18 protein-coding genes and 1 tRNA gene are annotated in these 16,843 nt (G+C 66.2%); 9 read left to right on the top strand and 10 right to left on the bottom strand.

Annotated elements, in window-relative coordinates; translation table 11 throughout:
- The first annotated feature begins 66 nt into the window (after positions 1-66).
- Both EJK91_RS12525 and EJK91_RS12520 read left to right on the top strand, forming a co-directional pair.
- Positions 67-924, top strand: a complete 858-nt coding sequence (locus tag EJK91_RS12525) for a hypothetical protein (RefSeq protein WP_125079089.1) — start codon at positions 67-69, stop codon at positions 922-924.
- 67 nt (positions 925-991) lie between these two features.
- Complete coding sequence (locus tag EJK91_RS12520) at positions 992-1,591, top strand: alpha-ketoglutarate-dependent dioxygenase AlkB (protein ID WP_125079088.1); 600 nt, start codon at positions 992-994, stop codon at positions 1,589-1,591.
- A 9-nt stretch (positions 1,592-1,600) separates the two neighbouring features.
- On the opposite strand, the gene EJK91_RS12515 is transcribed toward EJK91_RS12520, so the two are convergent.
- Positions 1,601-2,257 carry a DUF5642 family protein gene (locus EJK91_RS12515; protein WP_125079087.1) on the bottom strand — a complete coding sequence of 219 codons (657 nt, stop codon included), beginning with the start codon at positions 2,255-2,257 and terminating at the stop codon, positions 1,601-1,603.
- A gap of 42 nt (positions 2,258-2,299) precedes the next feature.
- Complete coding sequence (locus tag EJK91_RS12510) at positions 2,300-3,325, bottom strand: GNAT family N-acetyltransferase (RefSeq protein ID WP_125079086.1); 1,026 nt, start codon at positions 3,323-3,325, stop codon at positions 2,300-2,302.
- Positions 3,326-3,482: 157 nt separating this feature from the next.
- Between EJK91_RS12510 and gdhA the strand changes: the two genes are divergently transcribed.
- Both gdhA and EJK91_RS12500 read left to right on the top strand, forming a co-directional pair.
- Positions 3,483-4,832 carry an NADP-specific glutamate dehydrogenase gene (gene gdhA, locus EJK91_RS12505; RefSeq protein ID WP_125079085.1) on the top strand — a complete coding sequence of 450 codons (1,350 nt, stop codon included), beginning with the start codon at positions 3,483-3,485 and terminating at the stop codon, positions 4,830-4,832.
- A 99-nt stretch (positions 4,833-4,931) separates the two neighbouring features.
- The gene (locus EJK91_RS12500) at positions 4,932-5,261 is read left to right on the top strand and encodes a DUF732 domain-containing protein (protein WP_125079084.1); all 330 of its coding nucleotides are present in this window, start codon (positions 4,932-4,934) and stop codon (positions 5,259-5,261) included.
- Positions 5,262-5,286: 25 nt separating this feature from the next.
- On the opposite strand, the gene EJK91_RS12495 is transcribed toward EJK91_RS12500, so the two are convergent.
- A complete protein-coding gene (locus tag EJK91_RS12495) occupies positions 5,287-6,321 on the bottom strand; it encodes an EcsC family protein (RefSeq protein ID WP_125079083.1) in 1,035 nt (344 codons plus the stop codon).
- Positions 6,322-6,331: 10 nt separating this feature from the next.
- Positions 6,332-7,204, bottom strand: a complete 873-nt coding sequence (locus tag EJK91_RS12490; protein ID WP_125079082.1) for an SCO6745 family protein — start codon at positions 7,202-7,204, stop codon at positions 6,332-6,334.
- Between the two features lie 144 nt (positions 7,205-7,348).
- On the opposite strand from EJK91_RS12490, the gene EJK91_RS12485 reads away from it, so the two are divergent.
- The 3 genes from EJK91_RS12485 to EJK91_RS12475 all read left to right on the top strand — a co-directional run bounded on the left by EJK91_RS12485 (position 7,349) and on the right by EJK91_RS12475 (position 9,509).
- Positions 7,349-7,957, top strand: a complete 609-nt coding sequence (locus tag EJK91_RS12485) for a TetR/AcrR family transcriptional regulator (protein ID WP_125079081.1) — start codon at positions 7,349-7,351, stop codon at positions 7,955-7,957.
- Entirely contained in the window at positions 7,954-8,778 is an 825-nt protein-coding gene (locus EJK91_RS12480) for a hypothetical protein (RefSeq protein ID WP_125079080.1), read from the top strand. Before EJK91_RS12485 ends, EJK91_RS12480 begins: the two co-directional genes overlap by 4 nt.
- Positions 8,779-9,065: 287 nt before the next feature.
- Entirely contained in the window at positions 9,066-9,509 is a 444-nt protein-coding gene (locus tag EJK91_RS12475) for a CDGP domain-containing protein (RefSeq protein ID WP_064890600.1), read from the top strand.
- A gap of 24 nt (positions 9,510-9,533) precedes the next feature.
- Here EJK91_RS12475 and EJK91_RS12470 read toward each other — a convergent pair whose 3' ends face one another.
- Positions 9,534-10,553 carry an alcohol dehydrogenase catalytic domain-containing protein gene (locus EJK91_RS12470; protein WP_125079079.1) on the bottom strand — a complete coding sequence of 340 codons (1,020 nt, stop codon included), beginning with the start codon at positions 10,551-10,553 and terminating at the stop codon, positions 9,534-9,536.
- Between the two features lie 75 nt (positions 10,554-10,628).
- Here EJK91_RS12470 and EJK91_RS12465 point away from each other — a divergent pair, with 75 nt between their 5' ends.
- Entirely contained in the window at positions 10,629-11,228 is a 600-nt protein-coding gene (locus EJK91_RS12465; RefSeq protein ID WP_064890602.1) for a TetR/AcrR family transcriptional regulator, read from the top strand.
- A 164-nt stretch (positions 11,229-11,392) separates the two neighbouring features.
- Positions 11,393-12,469 carry a MinD/ParA family ATP-binding protein gene (locus tag EJK91_RS12460; protein WP_241178692.1) on the top strand — a complete coding sequence of 359 codons (1,077 nt, stop codon included), beginning with the start codon at positions 11,393-11,395 and terminating at the stop codon, positions 12,467-12,469.
- A 33-nt stretch (positions 12,470-12,502) separates the two neighbouring features.
- Here the strand turns inward: EJK91_RS12460 and EJK91_RS12455 are convergent.
- The 5 genes from EJK91_RS12455 to EJK91_RS12435 form a co-directional block, all read right to left on the bottom strand.
- A tRNA-Ala gene (locus tag EJK91_RS12455) sits at positions 12,503-12,575 on the bottom strand.
- A 49-nt stretch (positions 12,576-12,624) separates the two neighbouring features.
- Complete coding sequence (sepX, locus tag EJK91_RS12450; RefSeq protein ID WP_125079078.1) at positions 12,625-13,731, bottom strand: divisome protein SepX/GlpR; 1,107 nt, start codon at positions 13,729-13,731, stop codon at positions 12,625-12,627.
- Between the two features lie 146 nt (positions 13,732-13,877).
- On the bottom strand, positions 13,878-14,540 hold the full coding sequence (locus EJK91_RS12445) for a GNAT family N-acetyltransferase (RefSeq protein WP_024442841.1): 663 nt from the start codon (positions 14,538-14,540) through the stop codon (positions 13,878-13,880).
- 10 nt (positions 14,541-14,550) lie between these two features.
- On the bottom strand, positions 14,551-15,828 hold the full coding sequence (gene glp, locus EJK91_RS12440; RefSeq protein WP_024442842.1) for a molybdotransferase-like divisome protein Glp: 1,278 nt from the start codon (positions 15,826-15,828) through the stop codon (positions 14,551-14,553).
- A 51-nt stretch (positions 15,829-15,879) separates the two neighbouring features.
- Positions 15,880-16,791, bottom strand: a complete 912-nt coding sequence (locus EJK91_RS12435; RefSeq protein WP_024442843.1) for a UTP--glucose-1-phosphate uridylyltransferase — start codon at positions 16,789-16,791, stop codon at positions 15,880-15,882.
- Between the last annotated feature and the right edge of the window lie 52 nt (positions 16,792-16,843).

Raw genomic sequence — 16,843 nt, 5'->3', positions numbered from 1 at the left:
ACAGCCCTGCGCGCAATCTGAACGCGCGGGCCTCTAGATGTCGGTGCTCCTCACCACCATCGACCCATGTTCGAGGTGTTCAAGGGAACCGAGGCGCTCGCCGGCGGCCTCACTCGCGGCACCCTGCGGTGGAACTACTCCGCGCTCTTCCCCGACGTCTACCTGCCAAAGGAGGCGTCACCGACATTGCGCGCCCGTACCGTGGGCGCCTGGCTGTGGTCGGGGCGCAGGGGCGTGATCGCGGGCCGTGCCGCGGCGGCACTGCACGGCGCCCGGGGGATCGACGCGGCTACGCCGATCGAGATGATCTGGCGCAACGGCCGGCCACCGACGGGAATCATCGTGCGCAACGAACGCATCGACGCCGACGAGCTGGTCGACGTCGACGGGATGCTGGTGACCAGTCCGGCGCGTACGGCGCTGGACCTCGGCCGGCATCTACCCCGCGACCTGGCCGTGCGGCACCTCGATTCGTTGAGCCGTGCCACCGGTGTTCAGGCTCGCGACGTCCTGGTGCTGATCGAGCGGCATCGCAAGGCGCGCGGATTGCGTCGGGCAATACCTGCACTCGACCTGATGGACCCCGGCGGCGAATCGCCCAGAGAGACCTGGCTGCGGCTTCTGCTCATCGATGCGGGGCTTCCGCGGCCCAGGACACAGATCCGGGTGAGCGATGGCTTCAACAACGCCTTCATCGACATGGGGTACGACGAGACGAAGATCGGCCTGGATTACGAGGGCAAACACCACAGCACGGATCGGGCGCAGTACGTCCACGGCATCGGGCGTGCTGAGCTGCTCCACAGCCAAGGGTGGATAGACCTGCAGGTGGTGGCCGAACATAGCCGGAGGTTCATCCTGCATCGGCTGTCGGAGGCATTCGCGCGCCGCGGCCAGCCGTTGAGATTGCGTACTGGGTCGTGAAGTCCGGCCGCGCACAGCCGTAGACGCAATCTCGACGAATCGAACGGATGTGCGATAAGCTGCGGGCGTGGCGATACCGGTACAGGAGTCGCTGTTCGGCCTCAGCGAACGCCGACAGCTCGGCGCGGGCGCCTGGCTCGACGTTCGCCCGGGCTGGCTCTCCGAGGAAAGCAGCGAACTGGTCAGCGAGCTGCAGTCGGTAATTCCGTGGCGGGCCGAACGCCGCCGGATGTATGACCGGGTGCTCGATGTCCCGAGATTGGTGAGCTTCCACGATCTGGCGACCGGCGAAGCGCCGCACCCGGTGATCGCCAAGCTGCGCCGCCGGCTGAATGACATCTACGCCGGGGAACTCGGCGAGCCGTTCACCACGGCGGGGCTGTGCCTCTACCGCCACGGGGGCGACAGCGTGGCCTGGCACGGCGACACCCTCGGCCGCGGCGCCAGCCAGGACACCATGGTCGCGATCGTCAGCGTCGGCGCCACCCGTACGCTGGCCCTGCGCCCACGCGGGGGCGGCGCGGCCCTGCGCTTGGCGCAACACCACGGCGACCTGGTGGTGATGGGCGGCTCGTGCCAGCGGACCTGGGAGCACTCCATTCCGAAGACGGCCACGCCCACCGGCCCGCGGATCAGCATTCAGTTCCGTCCGCGCGGCGTGCGCTGACCGAACGCGCTAGTTCCGGATCGCTTCGACCGCGGCCACCAACAGCTCGCGGGCACGGGCGGTGTCTACCGGGGCGATGGGCTCGCCCGGCCGCACCAGCGAGTTGGCGGTGACCAGCACCTGGTAGGGCCCGAAGTAGGCCGAGTAGTTGTACAGCTCACCGACGCGGGGCTTGCCCCCGGCGACGGCTTCGATCACCCGGTGCACACCCAGGGTCTTCACCCCGTCGATGTGCGGCACGTCGACGGTCTCGATCAAGCCGCGCATCGCACCCCCGGAGAAGCCGATACGCCGGCAGGTACGGCCCGGCTCATTGACTGAAACCGGCTCGGAGGTCTCCAGGGCGATGGTGATGAACCGGTTGCCCTGGCCTTCGGCGGCAACGGCGGCCATGTTGCCCTGCACACCCTGCGGCAGCTGCTGGCTTATGGCGAACTTCGAGCAGTCGGCGGGATCGAAGGTCAGGCCCGAGGGCAAGGCGGTGCCCGCCAGCAGCTTGGGGTCGATCCCGGTGCGGGGGACGGCCTTCGCCTCGAATTCCGGGCCGAATGACGACTTGAGGTCGACTACCTTGCCGATGTCGGCGGACACCTCGGCGGGGCTGGAGCTGCAAGCGGCGAGCAGGCAGACGCAGCCGATGGCCAGTACCGCGCGAAGGGTCAACATCGCAGCCAATTTACCCAACGCGACCTGCGGCGTTGGCAGCGGTTACCCCACAGCCTGGATCGCTTGGCGGCCAACCTCTTTGATCTGATCGGCGATCGCGCGGCCGAACGGCAGCTGCTCCTCGCCGGGCACATCGAGCATGGTGGTGACCACACCGGGATCGTCGCGCTCCCAGTAGGCGCCCAGATGATCGAGGATGGCGCGCATGGGCGCATTCTCCGAGAGCACCCGCGCGGTGAACTTCTCAATGCCTTCGAGCCGCGCGATCACGGCCACCGCTCCCATCAGATAGGTACCGATGCCGCGGCCCTGGTAGCTGTCGCCGACGATGAAGGCGATCTCGGCGAACGTCGGATTCTCCGGATCGCGGACGAACCGGCCGTCGGCGACGAACGAGCCGTCGAGCTCGGTGATCACCCACACGAAGTGATCGACGTAGTCGACCTCGAACAGGTAGTGCATCAGGGCCGGGTTCGGTGTCCGGGTGGTCTGGAACCGCCGGTAGAGGGTCTCGCCGGAGAACTCGACGTGGCCCGTCACGGTTCGGGCGCTGTCGCCGGGCAGCACCGGCCGCAGCAAGAGTTCGGTGCCGTCGCGAGCCTGGATCGGCACGGCGGTGAGGTAGGCGGCCAGGCGCTGGCGCGCGATGCGCACCAGCCGTCCCATGACCTCGGGCACATGCACCATCGCGTGGAAGGCCTGCTCGTCACCGATCCAGCCGGTCAACGGCGTCGAGGTGGTGACAGTGGCGGTTCGCAGGCCTTTGCGCAGCAGCGCGATCTCGCCGACCACCATGCCGGCCGTCACCTCGTTGACTACCACGGCACCGTCGTCGCCGATATGCTTGACCTGGGCTGATCCCGATGAGATCAGGAGGAATGACAGCGCCTGCTCGCCTTGCCGCATCAGTTCGGCACCGGCGGGTGCCTGCAGGGGACGCAATCCGGCGGCCAGCGGAGCCAGATCAGCCGCGGAGCATCCGGCGAAGATCGCCATCTCGGCGAGGTCAGCGGCGGGTAGCGCTCCATCGGGTGCTGCGGTAATCGGGTCCCGCCGCGACATCGCCATCGAAGTGCTCCGCCCCTAGTCCGCCAACTTAGGTTAACCGGCGCCCCGCAAATGTTAATGATTTAACAACGATGTAACGGCCAGGATTCGGCGTTAGCGATTCTGGCCGCTAGCCTGTGGCCGCTGACTGCGACACGCGAGGAAGAGATCATCCACTATGACCGAACTGAATCCGAAGCTGCACGACATCTACGAAGAGGTGCTCCGGCGCAACCCCGGTGAGGCCGAGTTCCACCAGGCCGTTCTCGAGGTGCTCAGCAGCCTCGGCCCGGTGGTGACAAAGCACCCCGAGTACGTAGACCGCGCCGTCATCCGGCGGATGTGCGAGCCCGAGCGCCAGATCATCTTCCGGGTGCCGTGGCTGGACGACAACGGCGACGTGCAGATCAACCGCGGTTTCCGGGTGGAGTTCAACTCGGCCTTGGGCCCCTTCAAGGGCGGCCTGCGGTTCCACCCCTCGGTGTACCTGGGCATCATCAAATTCCTCGGTTTCGAGCAGATCTTCAAGAACTCCCTGACCGGCCTGCCAATCGGCGGCGGCAAGGGCGGGTCGGACTTCGACCCCAAGGGCCGCTCCGACAACGAGATCATGCGGTTCTGCCAGTCCTTCATGACCGAGCTCTACCGCCACCTGGGCGAGTACACCGACGTCCCGGCCGGTGACATCGGTGTGGGTGGTCGCGAGATCGGCTACCTGTTCGGCCAGTACAAGCGCATCACCAACCGCTACGAGTCCGGCGTGCTGACCGGCAAGGGCCTGAGCTGGGGCGGGTCGCAGGTCCGCACCGAGGCGACCGGGTACGGCGCGGTGTTCTTCGCCGACGAAATCCTCAAGACCTCCAAGGACTCCTTCGAGGGCAAGCGGGCCGTGGTGTCCGGTTCGGGCAACGTGGCGATCTACGCCATCGAGAAGATCCACCAGCTCGGGGGCACCGTGGTGGCCGCTTCGGACTCCAGCGGCTACATCGTCGATGAAAAGGGCATCGACCTGGAGCTGCTCAAGGAGATCAAAGAGGTCAAGCGCGAGCGGATCGAGGCCTACGCCAAGGCCCGCGGCGGGGCGACGCAGTTCGTCAGCGACGGCTCCATCTGGGACGTGCCCTGCCAGATCGCGCTTCCTTCGGCCACCCAGAACGAGCTGGACGGCACCCACGCGGCGACGCTGGCCAAAAACGGCTGCAAGATCGTCGCCGAGGGCGCCAACATGCCGTGCACCCCGGAGGCCGTCAAGTTGTTCGGTGACGCCGGTGTGACGGTGGCCCCGGGCAAGGCGGCCAACGCCGGCGGTGTGGCCACCAGCGCCTTGGAGATGCAGCAGAACGCGTCGCGCGACTCGTGGAGCTTCGAGTACACCGAGCAGCGCCTGGCCGCGATCATGCAGAGCATTCACCACCGCTGCCTGGTCACCGCCGATGAGTACGGCGCCCCCGGCAACTACGTGCTGGGCGCCAATATCGCCGGCTTCATCCAGGTCGCCGACGCGATGACCGCGCTGGGCCTCATTTAGTTCCGGTTGACTCTGCGTCCATGGCGGGTGCACTCGCACTTCTCCGCCATGGACGCAGAGTCGACGTGCTTTCGGCTCCTTATCGCTAGCATCGCCGGTATGAATCGGATTCTGGGTGCCGCCGTGTTCGTCGGAACGGCCGCCTTCGCCTTGCTCGGCAGCGCACCGGCCTACGCCGACGACGCGAGCTATCTCGCGGCACTCGACGCCAACGGTGTCTTCAAGTCCGGTCCGCCCAACGCGCGCCTGTCGGCCGGACACCGGTTCTGCAACCAGCTTCGCGGCGGCTCCTCGGTCGATCAGGTGGTCAACGATTACGTGCGTCGCCCGTCATTCGGTGGACCGTCCATGGTCGACGATCTGACCGTCAACCTGCGCCCGGTGATCGACATCGCGCAGCATGAACTGTGCCCTGACACCCTGCACTGATTCGCCGGTTCAGCTGCCGGAGGATTTAGTCGCCGGGTTGGAACCGATGAGCGGACCGGTCGAGTATCTCGTCGATCAGCGGGATGTCGACATCGCCGTCGGAGATCACCGCCGGCTCCCACAGCCCGGCGTCCAGGTCGTACTTCTCGGTGAGGAACCGCAGCCGGTAGGCCTGCTGGGCGCGTTCGAAGGTCTGCTGGGCGATGCGTGCGTTGAGCCCGCCGTTGACCACCGCACCCAAGATCGGAACTGCTTGCGCCAGCTTGCGTTTGGCCAGCCGGAAGCCGAGCGCCATGGAGACCTGACTGATCACGTTGTCCGCCTGCTGCGGCTGTAGGTGGTGCCACGTCCCCTGCCGCAGCATCTGCTGGGTCAAACGCGACAGCGACGCCAAGGCGGCGGCCTTCTCCGCGGAGTTGCCGGCGGAGGAATAGGCGATCACCCCTGATGCGAACGCCTGCTCGTCGGGCTCGCGGACGTCGTAACCGTAATGCGCCGCAACCAATGCCACGATCCGGCCCATGCCGACCAGTACCGCGGTCACGTCCGCCACAACGGCCGAGGCGGCGACGGTCATGGTCGTGCCGGCGGTGACCGCGCTGGTCACTGCCGAGCCCGTCACCGCCAGCGATGACGCCGCACCTTCGGCAATCGCCAGGGCGACGTAGCGCTCCTTGCGGCGCGGGACCGAACGGTCGCAGTGTTTCAGGTCGAGGTTCTTGACTTCGCCATAGGACCGCACCGTGAGGCCTTCGTCGGCGAACATCGCAAAGACGTTGGCCGGCTTGACCGAATTGAGCCCGCGCTCGACCAGCACGGTGTGCAAGGCTTCCAACGCCTTGGTGGTGACCTGGTCCAACTTGCCGATTGCCGCGGTGACGCCCGGGACCCGCTCGACCCCGGAGCGGACTTGGGAGACCACGTCTTTGGCGCGATCGGCGATGCCCTGGCTTAGGCCCTCGAACCATCCGGGGGATTCGGTGCCGGTGGCCGCCTCCAGCAGCGCGCCCCATTGCTTGCGCTCGTAGGAGGACATGACCGGCCGACCAGACTGAGCCACGTGAGAAATCCTACCGCTCACGACCGCTCGAGAGTGGGCGAAGATCAAGGCCCATCGGCGAATCAAGCGGGATCTCGCCGGCCGACACGACGGCGTGGGTCAGCGGCCGCAGCGCGCGGATGAGGTCGTGTCGTTCGGTCTCGGTCAGCGCCTCATATGCCGGGGCGGCGAGCCGGTCGGTTTGTTCTTCGATCTGCGCCTTGAGCCGGACACCGTCCGGGGTAAGCCCCCCTGTCCCGGCAAGACCCCGGTTGCGCAGCAACTCCGTTCGCCGGTTCCACTCGTCATCGGTGAAGTCGCGGGCCACCGTGTACGTCTGGCGCGGGGCCCCCGAGGACAGGGCGTGGAACACATGCGATTCGCGGCCTTCGATGCCGGCAGCCAGAAGTGCCGCAATATGGCCGTCACCGCGATGCTCGCGCAGCACCGTGGCGGCGTGCCACAACCTCGCCAACGGCTGATCGGGCGGCGGCAGTGCATGATTCGCAGCGCCAAGCACCCGGCCGGCGAGTGGCACCGCGTCCGCCGCGCGTGCGGCGAGTTCGGCCGCACGAGCCACCTCCGGCCCGTCCGCCAAGGCCGCGAGTTGGCGCCGCAATGCGGCGACCGCACCTTCTACCCGCGCTTGCAGCGCGGCTTCGGGCGGCGCGAAACCCCATGCGGCGGGCAATGCCTTGGCAACGCGTTCGAAGGAGAAGTTGTAGAACGCCGCATGCACGACTTCGGCGCCGACCGCACCCAGTGGCGCGGCGCGGCCCGCGAAGTAGCCCATCCAGAATCCGCGATAGCCGGCCGCGTCGAGTGCAGCCAAGGGTTCCGGCGAGAAGTAGACAACCGCGTGCAAGGGCTCCAGCAGCCGCCAGGCGTCACGAGCGCTAGACACGGTGGCCTCCCGCTCTGGATGTCGTCATGCCCATCCCCGAAGGAAAGCACACCGCTCCCGCGTTCTCAGTCGGCTGTCGATTCTCCGAATATTTGCTGACGATTGTCATTGACGGTCGTCAATGAATGTTGCTAGCGTTCGACCATGACGACCGCCCGGGCAATCAAGAAGACCCGATCGCAAGCCAGCGGTGCCCGCGAAGCCCGTCGACTCGAGACGAGGTCGCGGCTGTTTGAGGCCGCGGTGTCGGAGATCCGCCAGTACGGACTCGCCGGTGCAGACGTCAGCGCCATCGCCAACGCAGCGGGCGTAGCCCGGGGCACGTTCTACTTTCATTTTCCAACCAAGGAGCACGTCCTTATCGAGGTCGAGCGCAACGAGGAGACTCGGATCATCGGCGAACTAGCCGAGGCCAACGGCGACCTGGCGTCGGTACTTTCCCAGCTCGTCCATCATGTTCTGCGCGCCAAGCAGCGGTTGGGTGCCGAGGTCTTCCAAGACATGCTCGGCCTGCATTTCTCCTCGACCCGTCCCGTCGAGGATGAGTTGACACAGCACCCCCTCGCGGAGTTCCTGGTGGAGCTCATCGAGCGGGCACGGGCCGCCAACCAGGTTCCCCAGGAAAGCGACGCCGCCGAACTCGGGACGTTCTTCCTTACTGGGCTTTTCGCGTTGCTATCCACCGGGGTCCACGATCCGGCACTGCTGGATCGGTACGTGTCAACGATCGTCAAGGGAATGGAGATCCGATGAACGGCACCGGGATTGACGGCTATCGCGACTACTTGCGTCAGCGCGACGGGGAAGCCGACTTGTTGAATCGACGGCTTGCCAATCGCGAAGAGTTCTTCGGTCGCGTTGAAGCCACTCCCGTGCGGTCAGCGAAAACCGTTGACCGACCGACTTTTCTTCGCAATCTACGGCGCCGGCGACCCGAGCCCGGCCTGGACCGCACCATGCTGTTTCTGTTGGCGACGGCGAAGCTCAACCAAGCCGAACGATTCGGCGTCGGGCTGGGCGAGACCTACGGACGCAACAGCGACGACAATCGGCCGCCCGAGAACGTCTACCTCGAACTGGAAGAGCACTACCACACCAGGCTGCTGGCGTACGCGCTCGACGTTTTTGGCCTGCCCTTTCAAGTTGTTCCCCCGCCGTTCGTCATGCGGCAGTTCGTCAAAACCGGGGTGTTCATCCCCGAGCGACTCGGCTTCCTGTTCGTCGGTGCGGCCGAGATGGCGGGCTGCATCATGTTCGACGAGCTACGTCGTGCCGGCACCGCGCTGTTTACCGACGAACCCGACGTGGCCGAACGAATCAACTTGCTCTACAGCGAGATTCTGACCGACGAGATCGGCCATGTCGGATACTGCGCGTCCCGCTGCACGTCGGGGGAACGGGCGATCATGCGCCGCATCTACCCGCTGATCGGGCGGCTGATCGCCCGACAGACCGCCGAGATCGACCTGCTCATCGACCCCAAGGTGCTGCGCGCGCGGCTGGATCGCCCTTTCGATCTCGCGGAACTCAGTGCCGAGCTGACCAACCCGACGTACGTGGTGACACACCCTTAGTGCCGACGGAGCAGTCCGACAAGATCGAGCATGCCGAAGCGACGAGCCGGTCGGCTCGCTCTTCGATCTGCGCACTTCCGCAATAGCCGGCCGCGCCGCGCGCGAGCAGGGTTCCAGCGGAGATTGACGACCGCGCACTGGGTCTCTACCAGCGGTAATGTCTGCCCTCGACCTTCGAATCGCGGTGAACGTAAAGTAACGCTACGGTGAACAACAGATGAACTACCGTTTGCCTGATCTGTCCGAGCGTGTGTTGTTGTAAGCCGAGTTCGAAGGATTACTTCCCCATGTCCACCCATCCGATATTCAGAACAATCATCGGCATCGTCGCCTTCGGCGCAGTTGCCTTCATGGACGCCTACAGTCCCCCGGTGGCCCGCGCCGACATCCCCGCCAACTGCGATTCCCGCCCCTGGGGCTTTCTGGGCAGAGAGACGCGCCTGATCTGCGATTCGCCGATCCGGCCGGACGGCTATTGGACACGCGACCGGATCATCGGGATTCCGGCCCACTATGAAAACGCGACCAGTCGCTGCTCTAACAGCAGGTACTACAGCAACTGCACCTACTACCCCGGCGGCTGGGTCAGCACCCACATCTCAAGCCAGGAGACTTACCAGGTCCGCGCCGACAACGTTCTCCCCGACGAGCCGGGGCACATGCCGGACCCGGCACCACTGCCCCCTCCGCCCGAGAATTCCGCGCCCCCGCCGACTCCGGGCCGCGATTGAGTAAGCATCCCCGGGCCATGGAGATCAGTCGTCCAGCACGAAGATTGGCTTGCTGCCAGCCTTGGGTGACGCGAGTATGTCTGGCATCTCAGCCCAGGAGTATGTCCCGCTGGTGACGACTTCGGGATGCAACACCCCAGCGGCGACTGCGTCGAGCGTAGGCGTCATGTTGGGCCGAGCGTGCCCTTTGCCGTTATGGAAATGGACGCCGCGCAGATAGAGATTGAGCAACGGCAGTGCGACGTCCTCAAAGTAGATGCCAACGCTATTGACGTAGCCCTCAGGCATCACCGACAGCAGCGCCTTGCGCAGGCGTTCGGGATCAGCAGAGGCATCCACCGCAAGATGAAAGTCTTTCTCGCGCTTGCCATTGATGTCGCGGACTTCGGCCCCCAGCTGCGCTGCAACAGCCATCCGGCCAGGATCGTCGTCGTAGTAGACAGTGCGCGCCTGAGCGCAGTGCACAGCGACATCGACGCAGTAAAGACCGATCGAACGCGTGCCGCCGAAGATGGCGATCTCCGGATCATCGATCCCCGCGACGGTCGGCATGACGGACTCCCAGCCGAGCGCGAGGTTGTCGCCGATGGACGCAAGGTGCACCGGGTCAACGCCTGCAGGTAGTTGGGCGAGGTTGAAATCGGCGTAGGGAACGCGGATCAATTCGGAGAATGTGCCACCCCAGAATCCGTTTACGGGAAGGCCGTATTGCGCCTCGCCGTGCAGCAGGCAACGCGCCGTGTGGCCAAGTCGACATTGCACGCAGGTCCCGCACGCGATGTGCCAGGCGACCCCGACAACGTCACCGACCGCGACGCTTCCACATTCCGGCCCGACCTCAACCACGGTGCCGACACACTCATGGCCCAGCGGAAACGGCCCGAGGCCGGAGAACGGAGTGCGACCGGCAATGACGACATGATCGAGGTCGCATGTCGTAGCGGCCAAGGGACGCACCAATGCGTCCGCCGCATCAACGATCTTGGGTTCATCGACTTCATCAAATCGAAGCTGACGGGGACCAACGAACATCAAACTGCGCATACCCACTCCTTATAACACTCGTTATAGATCGAGGACGTTAGACTATGACGGTCGTTATAGCAAGGGAGGTCGGCGATGCCGGAGGACTCAGCGGCGTCCCGCCAGCGGATGGTGATCGGCGCAGCCGACATGATCCGCAGGCGTGGACTCAACGCCACCAGCGTGCGCGAGCTGGCCAAGCACGCCGACGCCCCCCTGGGCTCGACCTATCACTACTTTCCGGGCGGCAAGTACGACTTGGCGACCGAAGCGGTGCGGTGGGCCGACGACATCACCGCCCGGATGCTCACCCAAGAATTGAAGGCAGGCCCCCTGGCCGGCCTGAAAGCCTTCCTGGCCATGTGGCGAAAAGTGGTCCTCGACAGTGACTTCCACGCAGGATGTCCGGTCTTGTCGGTGTCGGTAGAAGACCTCCCCGACAAGCACGGTCGCCCTCGCGAAGCTGCCAGTGCGGCCTTTCTCAATTGGACCCGCATCCTGGGTGACTCGCTGCGCGAGCACGGCGTGAAGTCAGCAGACGCCGAACGCCTCGCGATCCTCATCGTTGCAGCCGTGGAGGGCACCGTCGCCATGTGTCGGGCTCATCGAAGCATCGAACCACTAGACCAAGTCGCCGAAGAGTTAAGCCGGCTCATTGAAGACGCTGTTGCGCTTGGGCGTACGGACGGCCACTGACCGTCGTTGCCGCCGCACCCGACAGAAGAAACCCGAACCTGGGATAGCCACTGCGACTGCCGCCGTACCGGATTAGCTGCAGAACTGTAACGGCCGGCAAACAGTTCTGTTGTGCTGACCAAGATTGGTGATAAGCGCTTGACCACCCGTGCTACTAATGCTGCGTGACCGACCTGCACCGACCGTCACCGCAGTTGCCCGATTGGGGCGCTGCCGGCACGGAACGGCGTTCGCATCGGCGGCCGAATCAGGCCGGTGCCCACCGGATCGGAAACGAGGCGGGCCGCCGTCCCCGTCGGTATTACCCGATCTCCGAAATCCTGCATATTCCGGATGCGCCCGCGCCGCGGAAGCCCGCACCGGCCTCCGGCTGGCGCAAACTGGTATACGCGGCCTCCTTCCACGGCATCAACGCGGGGGAATCGCGAATTGAACAGCATTACCGTGTCCTTCGAGACCAGATCCGTCAGCGCATGCACAAACACCTGGTCATCGGCGTGGTCTCCGGTAAAGGCGGGGTCGGTAAGACCACGCTGACCACATGTATCGGCGGAATCTTCCGGGAATGCCGTTCAGACAACGTGGTGGCGATCGACGCCGCACCGGGCTTCGGGACATTGGCCGACCGGATCGATAGCGACGCACCTGACGGCTACACCGAGATCATCACCAAGAGTCCTATTGCGGGCTACACCGATATCCGAGAACATCTCGGCCACAACAACGTCGGTTTGGATGTGCTGTCGGGAAATCAGACATCCGATCAGCCTCGTCCACTGGTGCCGTCGATGCTGAACGAGGCGTTGGCCCGCCTGCGCCGTACGCACCAGATCGTCCTGATCGACACGTCGGACAATCTGGACCATCCGGTGATGAAGACGGTATTCAACTCCTGCGACGCTTTGATCTTTGTGTGCGGGCTGACCGGCGATACCTCCCTGCCGGTCGCCCGTTCCATCGATCTGCTGCGCTCCATGGACTACGACGAGCTGTTGGCGCGTTCGATGGTCATCCTCAACGACAGCCGGAACCACGCCACTGCGAATGCGCGACGCTACCTCACCGACCTGTTCACCGAAGCCGAGATCCCCGCCGAATACATGCCATACGATCCGCACCTTGCCCGCGGCGGAATCATCGACACCCAGAATGAGCTTCGTCCCCAGAGCCGGCTACGCCTGTTCGAAATCGCGGCGACACTGGCGGAAAAACATGGGCGCAAATCCGATCCGCTGAACTGACCGGGCGCGACGACCTGATCTGCACAAACTCTGTGGAGCTAAGGGGAATCGAACCCCTGACCTTCTCGATGCGAACGAGACGCGCTACCAACTGCGCTATAGCCCCTGACCGCTAGGAGATTACCAGCCCCTAGCCGGTGCCCTGAAACCGAGACCTATTGACCGGATGCGCGTGCCAGGTCGCCGCGCCAGCCGTACCGTTCGGCGCTGGAGGTGTATTCCAGGTGCTCGAACACCGGGTCCTCGTCGTCGATCTCCAGCACCGCCACACCCGGACGGCGCAGCCGTGACGGCACCACCTCGAACGCGTCGGTGTGCAGACTTTCGCGCTGCGTACGCGGCCGCTCGGAACGCCGTGCGCGGCGCGCCCGCACCTGCTGCTCGATTCGCGTCTGACGGCGCAGGTAGGCCAGATAAAGCACCGTCGCACCCGCGGCGCCGCCACAGATCCACCAGGCGGTGGGCGCCACGGTGAAGGCGGTGAGCGCCGAGAGCACCAAGACGACCGCCAGCGACATCAACACCCGCTTGCGGAACTCGTACTTACGCGCGCTGACCGCCGCAGCGGTGTCGATACGAGGCCGGCGACCGCGGGCCGACAGACCCGCCGCGCCCGCCCTGGTGGACTCCGCCGCAGGCTCCAGGCCGGAGCTGTCCTCGACGTATTCGTACTCGTAGCCGTCGGCTTCACCCTCGGCAGCCGGCTCCCCGTCGGCCTCCTCCTCGGCCTCGGCTTCCGCCTTGGCCGCCAGGGCGGCCTCCTCCGCAGCGCGAGCTTCCGCCTCAGCGGCGGCCTCGGCTTCGGCCTGGGCGCGCGCCTCCGCCTCCACCTCGGCGGCCAGACCCGCGTCCGACAGCGGCAATTCGTCGGAGTCGTCGGCGACGACGTCCACGTCCAAGTAGTCGAGTTCAGCCTGCTCGCCGACCTGCGGCTCGGCGGCGACGAACACCGCCGCCGCGGCGACGAACACCCGCGAACCACCCTCGGCGGGTTCGGCCCCGGACTCGTCGACATCATCGATGTCGGTGTCCTCGAGGTCGTCGGCGCTGTGCTGCCAGTCGGGGTCGCTGCGGTGGCCGGTTGCCGGGCCGCCGCGCTTGAGCAGCCGGGCACTGGAACCACTGGTCAAGACCCGGGTCGCCAGGGCGACGTCGCTGGTACGACGCACCGCGTCACGCTTGCTGACCAGCATCGGCACCAGTACGAACAGCCAGAGGACGACCAGTGAGATCCAGAGCAATGATTGCGGGATGCTGGGCATGGTTGGCCTGCTCCTTTCCGAGCCAAGGCTAGGTGTGAGAGCCACACGACCTCGGATGACGCGCCGAACCAATTACACAGTTGTAATTTACTCGCTGACCTCGTCAGTCACAACTACCACACGGGTAACATTCGCCCGAATATTCGTCAGACCCGGGAGGCCCGGCCGGACTGGATCAGCGCCGAGGTCACCGATCCGGCGACCTCCTCCGTCGTCATCGCCACCAGTAGGTGGTCACGCCACCCGCCGTCGACGTCCAGGTAGCGCTGCAACAGCCCTTCCTGACGAAAGCCGACCTTGGCCAACACCGCCCGGCTGGCCGCGTTCTCCGGCCGGACGGTGGCCTCCACCCGGTGCAGCCGTACCGGCCCGAAGCAGTGGTCCAACCCGAGGGCCACCGCCCCGGTGGCCACTCCTCCCCCGGCCACCGCGCTGGACACCCAATAGCCGATCCAGGCCGAGCGCAGCGCCCCGTGGGCGATGTTGCCCACCGTCAGCTGACCGCAGAATCGGCCGTCGAGCTCGATCACGTACGGCAGCATCCGCCCATAGCGGGCCTCGGTCCGCAGGCTCGAACACAGCGGCGGCCAGGAGGCACTACCGTGCCGGGTCACCCAGTCCACCTCCACGCTGGGCTCCCACTGCTCCAGGTAGGCGCGGTCGGCCAGCCGGATCCGGCTCCACGCCACGCCGTCCCGCATCCGCACCGGCCGCAGCCGGATCACCCCTGCCGGCACCCGCAGAGGCCCCAGCACACTCGGCCAGCCGGGATGCTCAACGGCTTTGAACGGCCACAGATTGACCAACATGGACCCGGGTTCAGCCCCGCTGCGCCAGGAAGGCGACATCCACCAACTCGCCGGCGGCGATCTGCTCGACCTCCTCGGGAACCACGACCAGGCAGTTCGCCTCGGCCAACGTGGCCAACAAGTGCGACGCAGTGCCGCCACCCGCCCCCAGCACCTGCACCAGGTACTCGCCGGTGTCTTCGTCGCGCATCAGCTGGCCGCGTAAGAATCCCTTCCGTCCGGGCATCGAAGCGATCGGCCCGAGGGTGCGCGCCTGCACCATCCGGCGCATTGGCTCACGCTTGCCCAGCGACAGCCGGATCAACGGGCGAATCATCACCTCGAACACCACTAGCGCGCTCACCGGGTTGGTGGGCAACAGAAACGTCGGCACACCCTCGGGGCCGAGCTGGCCGAACCCCTGCACCGAACCGGGGTGCATCGCGATCCGGGCGACCTCCATGTCACCGAGATCGGACAGCGCCGCGCGCACCTCATCGGCCGCAGCGCCCCCGACCCCACCGGCGATCACCACCACCTCGGCGCGATTGAGCTGTCCCTCGACGACCTCGCGCAGCTTCTTGGGGTCATGGCTGACGATGCCCACCCGGTTGACCTCAGCGCCCGCGTCACGACCGGCCGCGGCCAGCGCGTAGGAGTCGACGTCGTAGACCTGCCCGTTGCCGGGCGTGCGATTGACGTCGACCAGTTCGCCGCCCACCGCCATGACCGAGACGCGGGGGCGCGGGTGGACCAGTACGCGATCGCGCCCGACAGCGGCCAGCAGCCCCACCTGAGCCGCCCCGACCACCGTGCCGGCGCGCACCGCCACATCGCCGGGTTGCACGTCATCGCCGACCCGGCGCACATAGTCGCCCGGGCGGACGCCCCGCAACACCCGCACGCGGGAGTTCCCACCGTCGGTCCACCGCAGCGGAAGCACCGCATCGGCCAGCGTGGGCATCGGCGCCCCGGTCTGAATCCGGGTGGCCAACTTGGGTTGCAGCCGAGTGGGCGTGCGGGCGCCGGCTTCGATGACACCCAACACCGGCAGGGTGACGACGGTATCGGCGGCATCATCGCGTCCGGCCCCAGCAGAGCTCTCGCCGATCGCGTCGGCACCCAGGACATCAACGCTGCGCACCGCGTAACCGTCGATGGCGGCCTGGTCGAAGGCGGGCATCGGCCGCTCGGCGACCACTTCCTCCGCACACATCAAGCCCTGCGCCTCGGCGATCGCCACCCGGACCGGGCGGGGCGCTACCGCGGCAGCCGAAACCCGGGCCTGCTGCTCCTCAACCGAACGCACGGTGTGCCTTTCTCCGTTGCAGCCTCGGTCCGATTCTCCGCAGACGTCAGCTCAGTTCTCCGCCAAGCCCAGCCGCGCCACCAACCACCGGCGCAGATCTGGACCGTAGTCATCGCGGTCCAAGGCAAAGTCAACCGCAGCTTTGAGGTAGCCGCCCGGATTTCCCAGGTCGTGTCGCGACCCCCGGTGCACCACGACGTGTACGGGATGGCCCTCGGCGATCATCAGCGCGATGGCGTCGGTGAGTTGCACCTCGCCGCCGGCCCCGCGGTCGATGCGCCGCAACGCGTCGAACACGGCCCGGTCCAGCACGTAGCGGCCCGCCGCGGCATACATCGACGGTGCGTCTTGCGCCTTGGGCTTCTCGACCATCCCCTTGACTCGCATCACGTCCGGGTTGTCACCGTCGGGCAGCGGCTCGACGTCGAAGACGCCGTAGGCGCTGACCTCCTCGGGGCTGACCTCGATCGCGCACAGCACGGTGCCGCCCCGGCGGGCACGCACCGCCGACATGGTCTCCAACACCCCGGTGGGCAGCACCAGGTCGTCGGGCAGCAGGACCGCCACGGCATCCTCGTCGTCGGACAAGGTGGGCTCGACACAGCTGATGGCATGCCCCAGACCCAGCGGCTCGGCCTGCACCACCGACTCGACTTTGATCAACTGCGGGGCCCGGCGCACCTTGGCCAGCATCGCCTTCTTACCGCGAGCCTCCAGCGTGCCTTCCAGCACCAGGTCTTCGACGAAGTGCGCCACCACGCCGTCCTTGCCTTCGGAGGTGATGATCACCAACCGCTCGGCACCGGCCTCGGCCGCCTCGGCGGCGACCAACTCGATGCCGGGGGTGTCGACGACCGGCAACAGTTCTTTGGGCACGGTCTTGGTAGCGGGCAGGAAACGGGTGCCCAAACCTGCCGCGGGCACAATGGCGGTGCGCGGAATCGGGACCTTCGGCGTGGGCATTGCTCACACGATAACCGCAATCCACTTCGCCTCTTCGGCTGGCGGTGGGCGA

It is taken from the genome of Mycobacterium sp. P7213 (assembly GCF_900604305.1).
Lineage (GTDB): Bacteria > Actinomycetota > Actinomycetes > Mycobacteriales > Mycobacteriaceae > Mycobacterium.
Note: the sequence above shows the minus strand (reverse complement) of the source record. Positions and strands in the feature narration are given on the sequence as shown.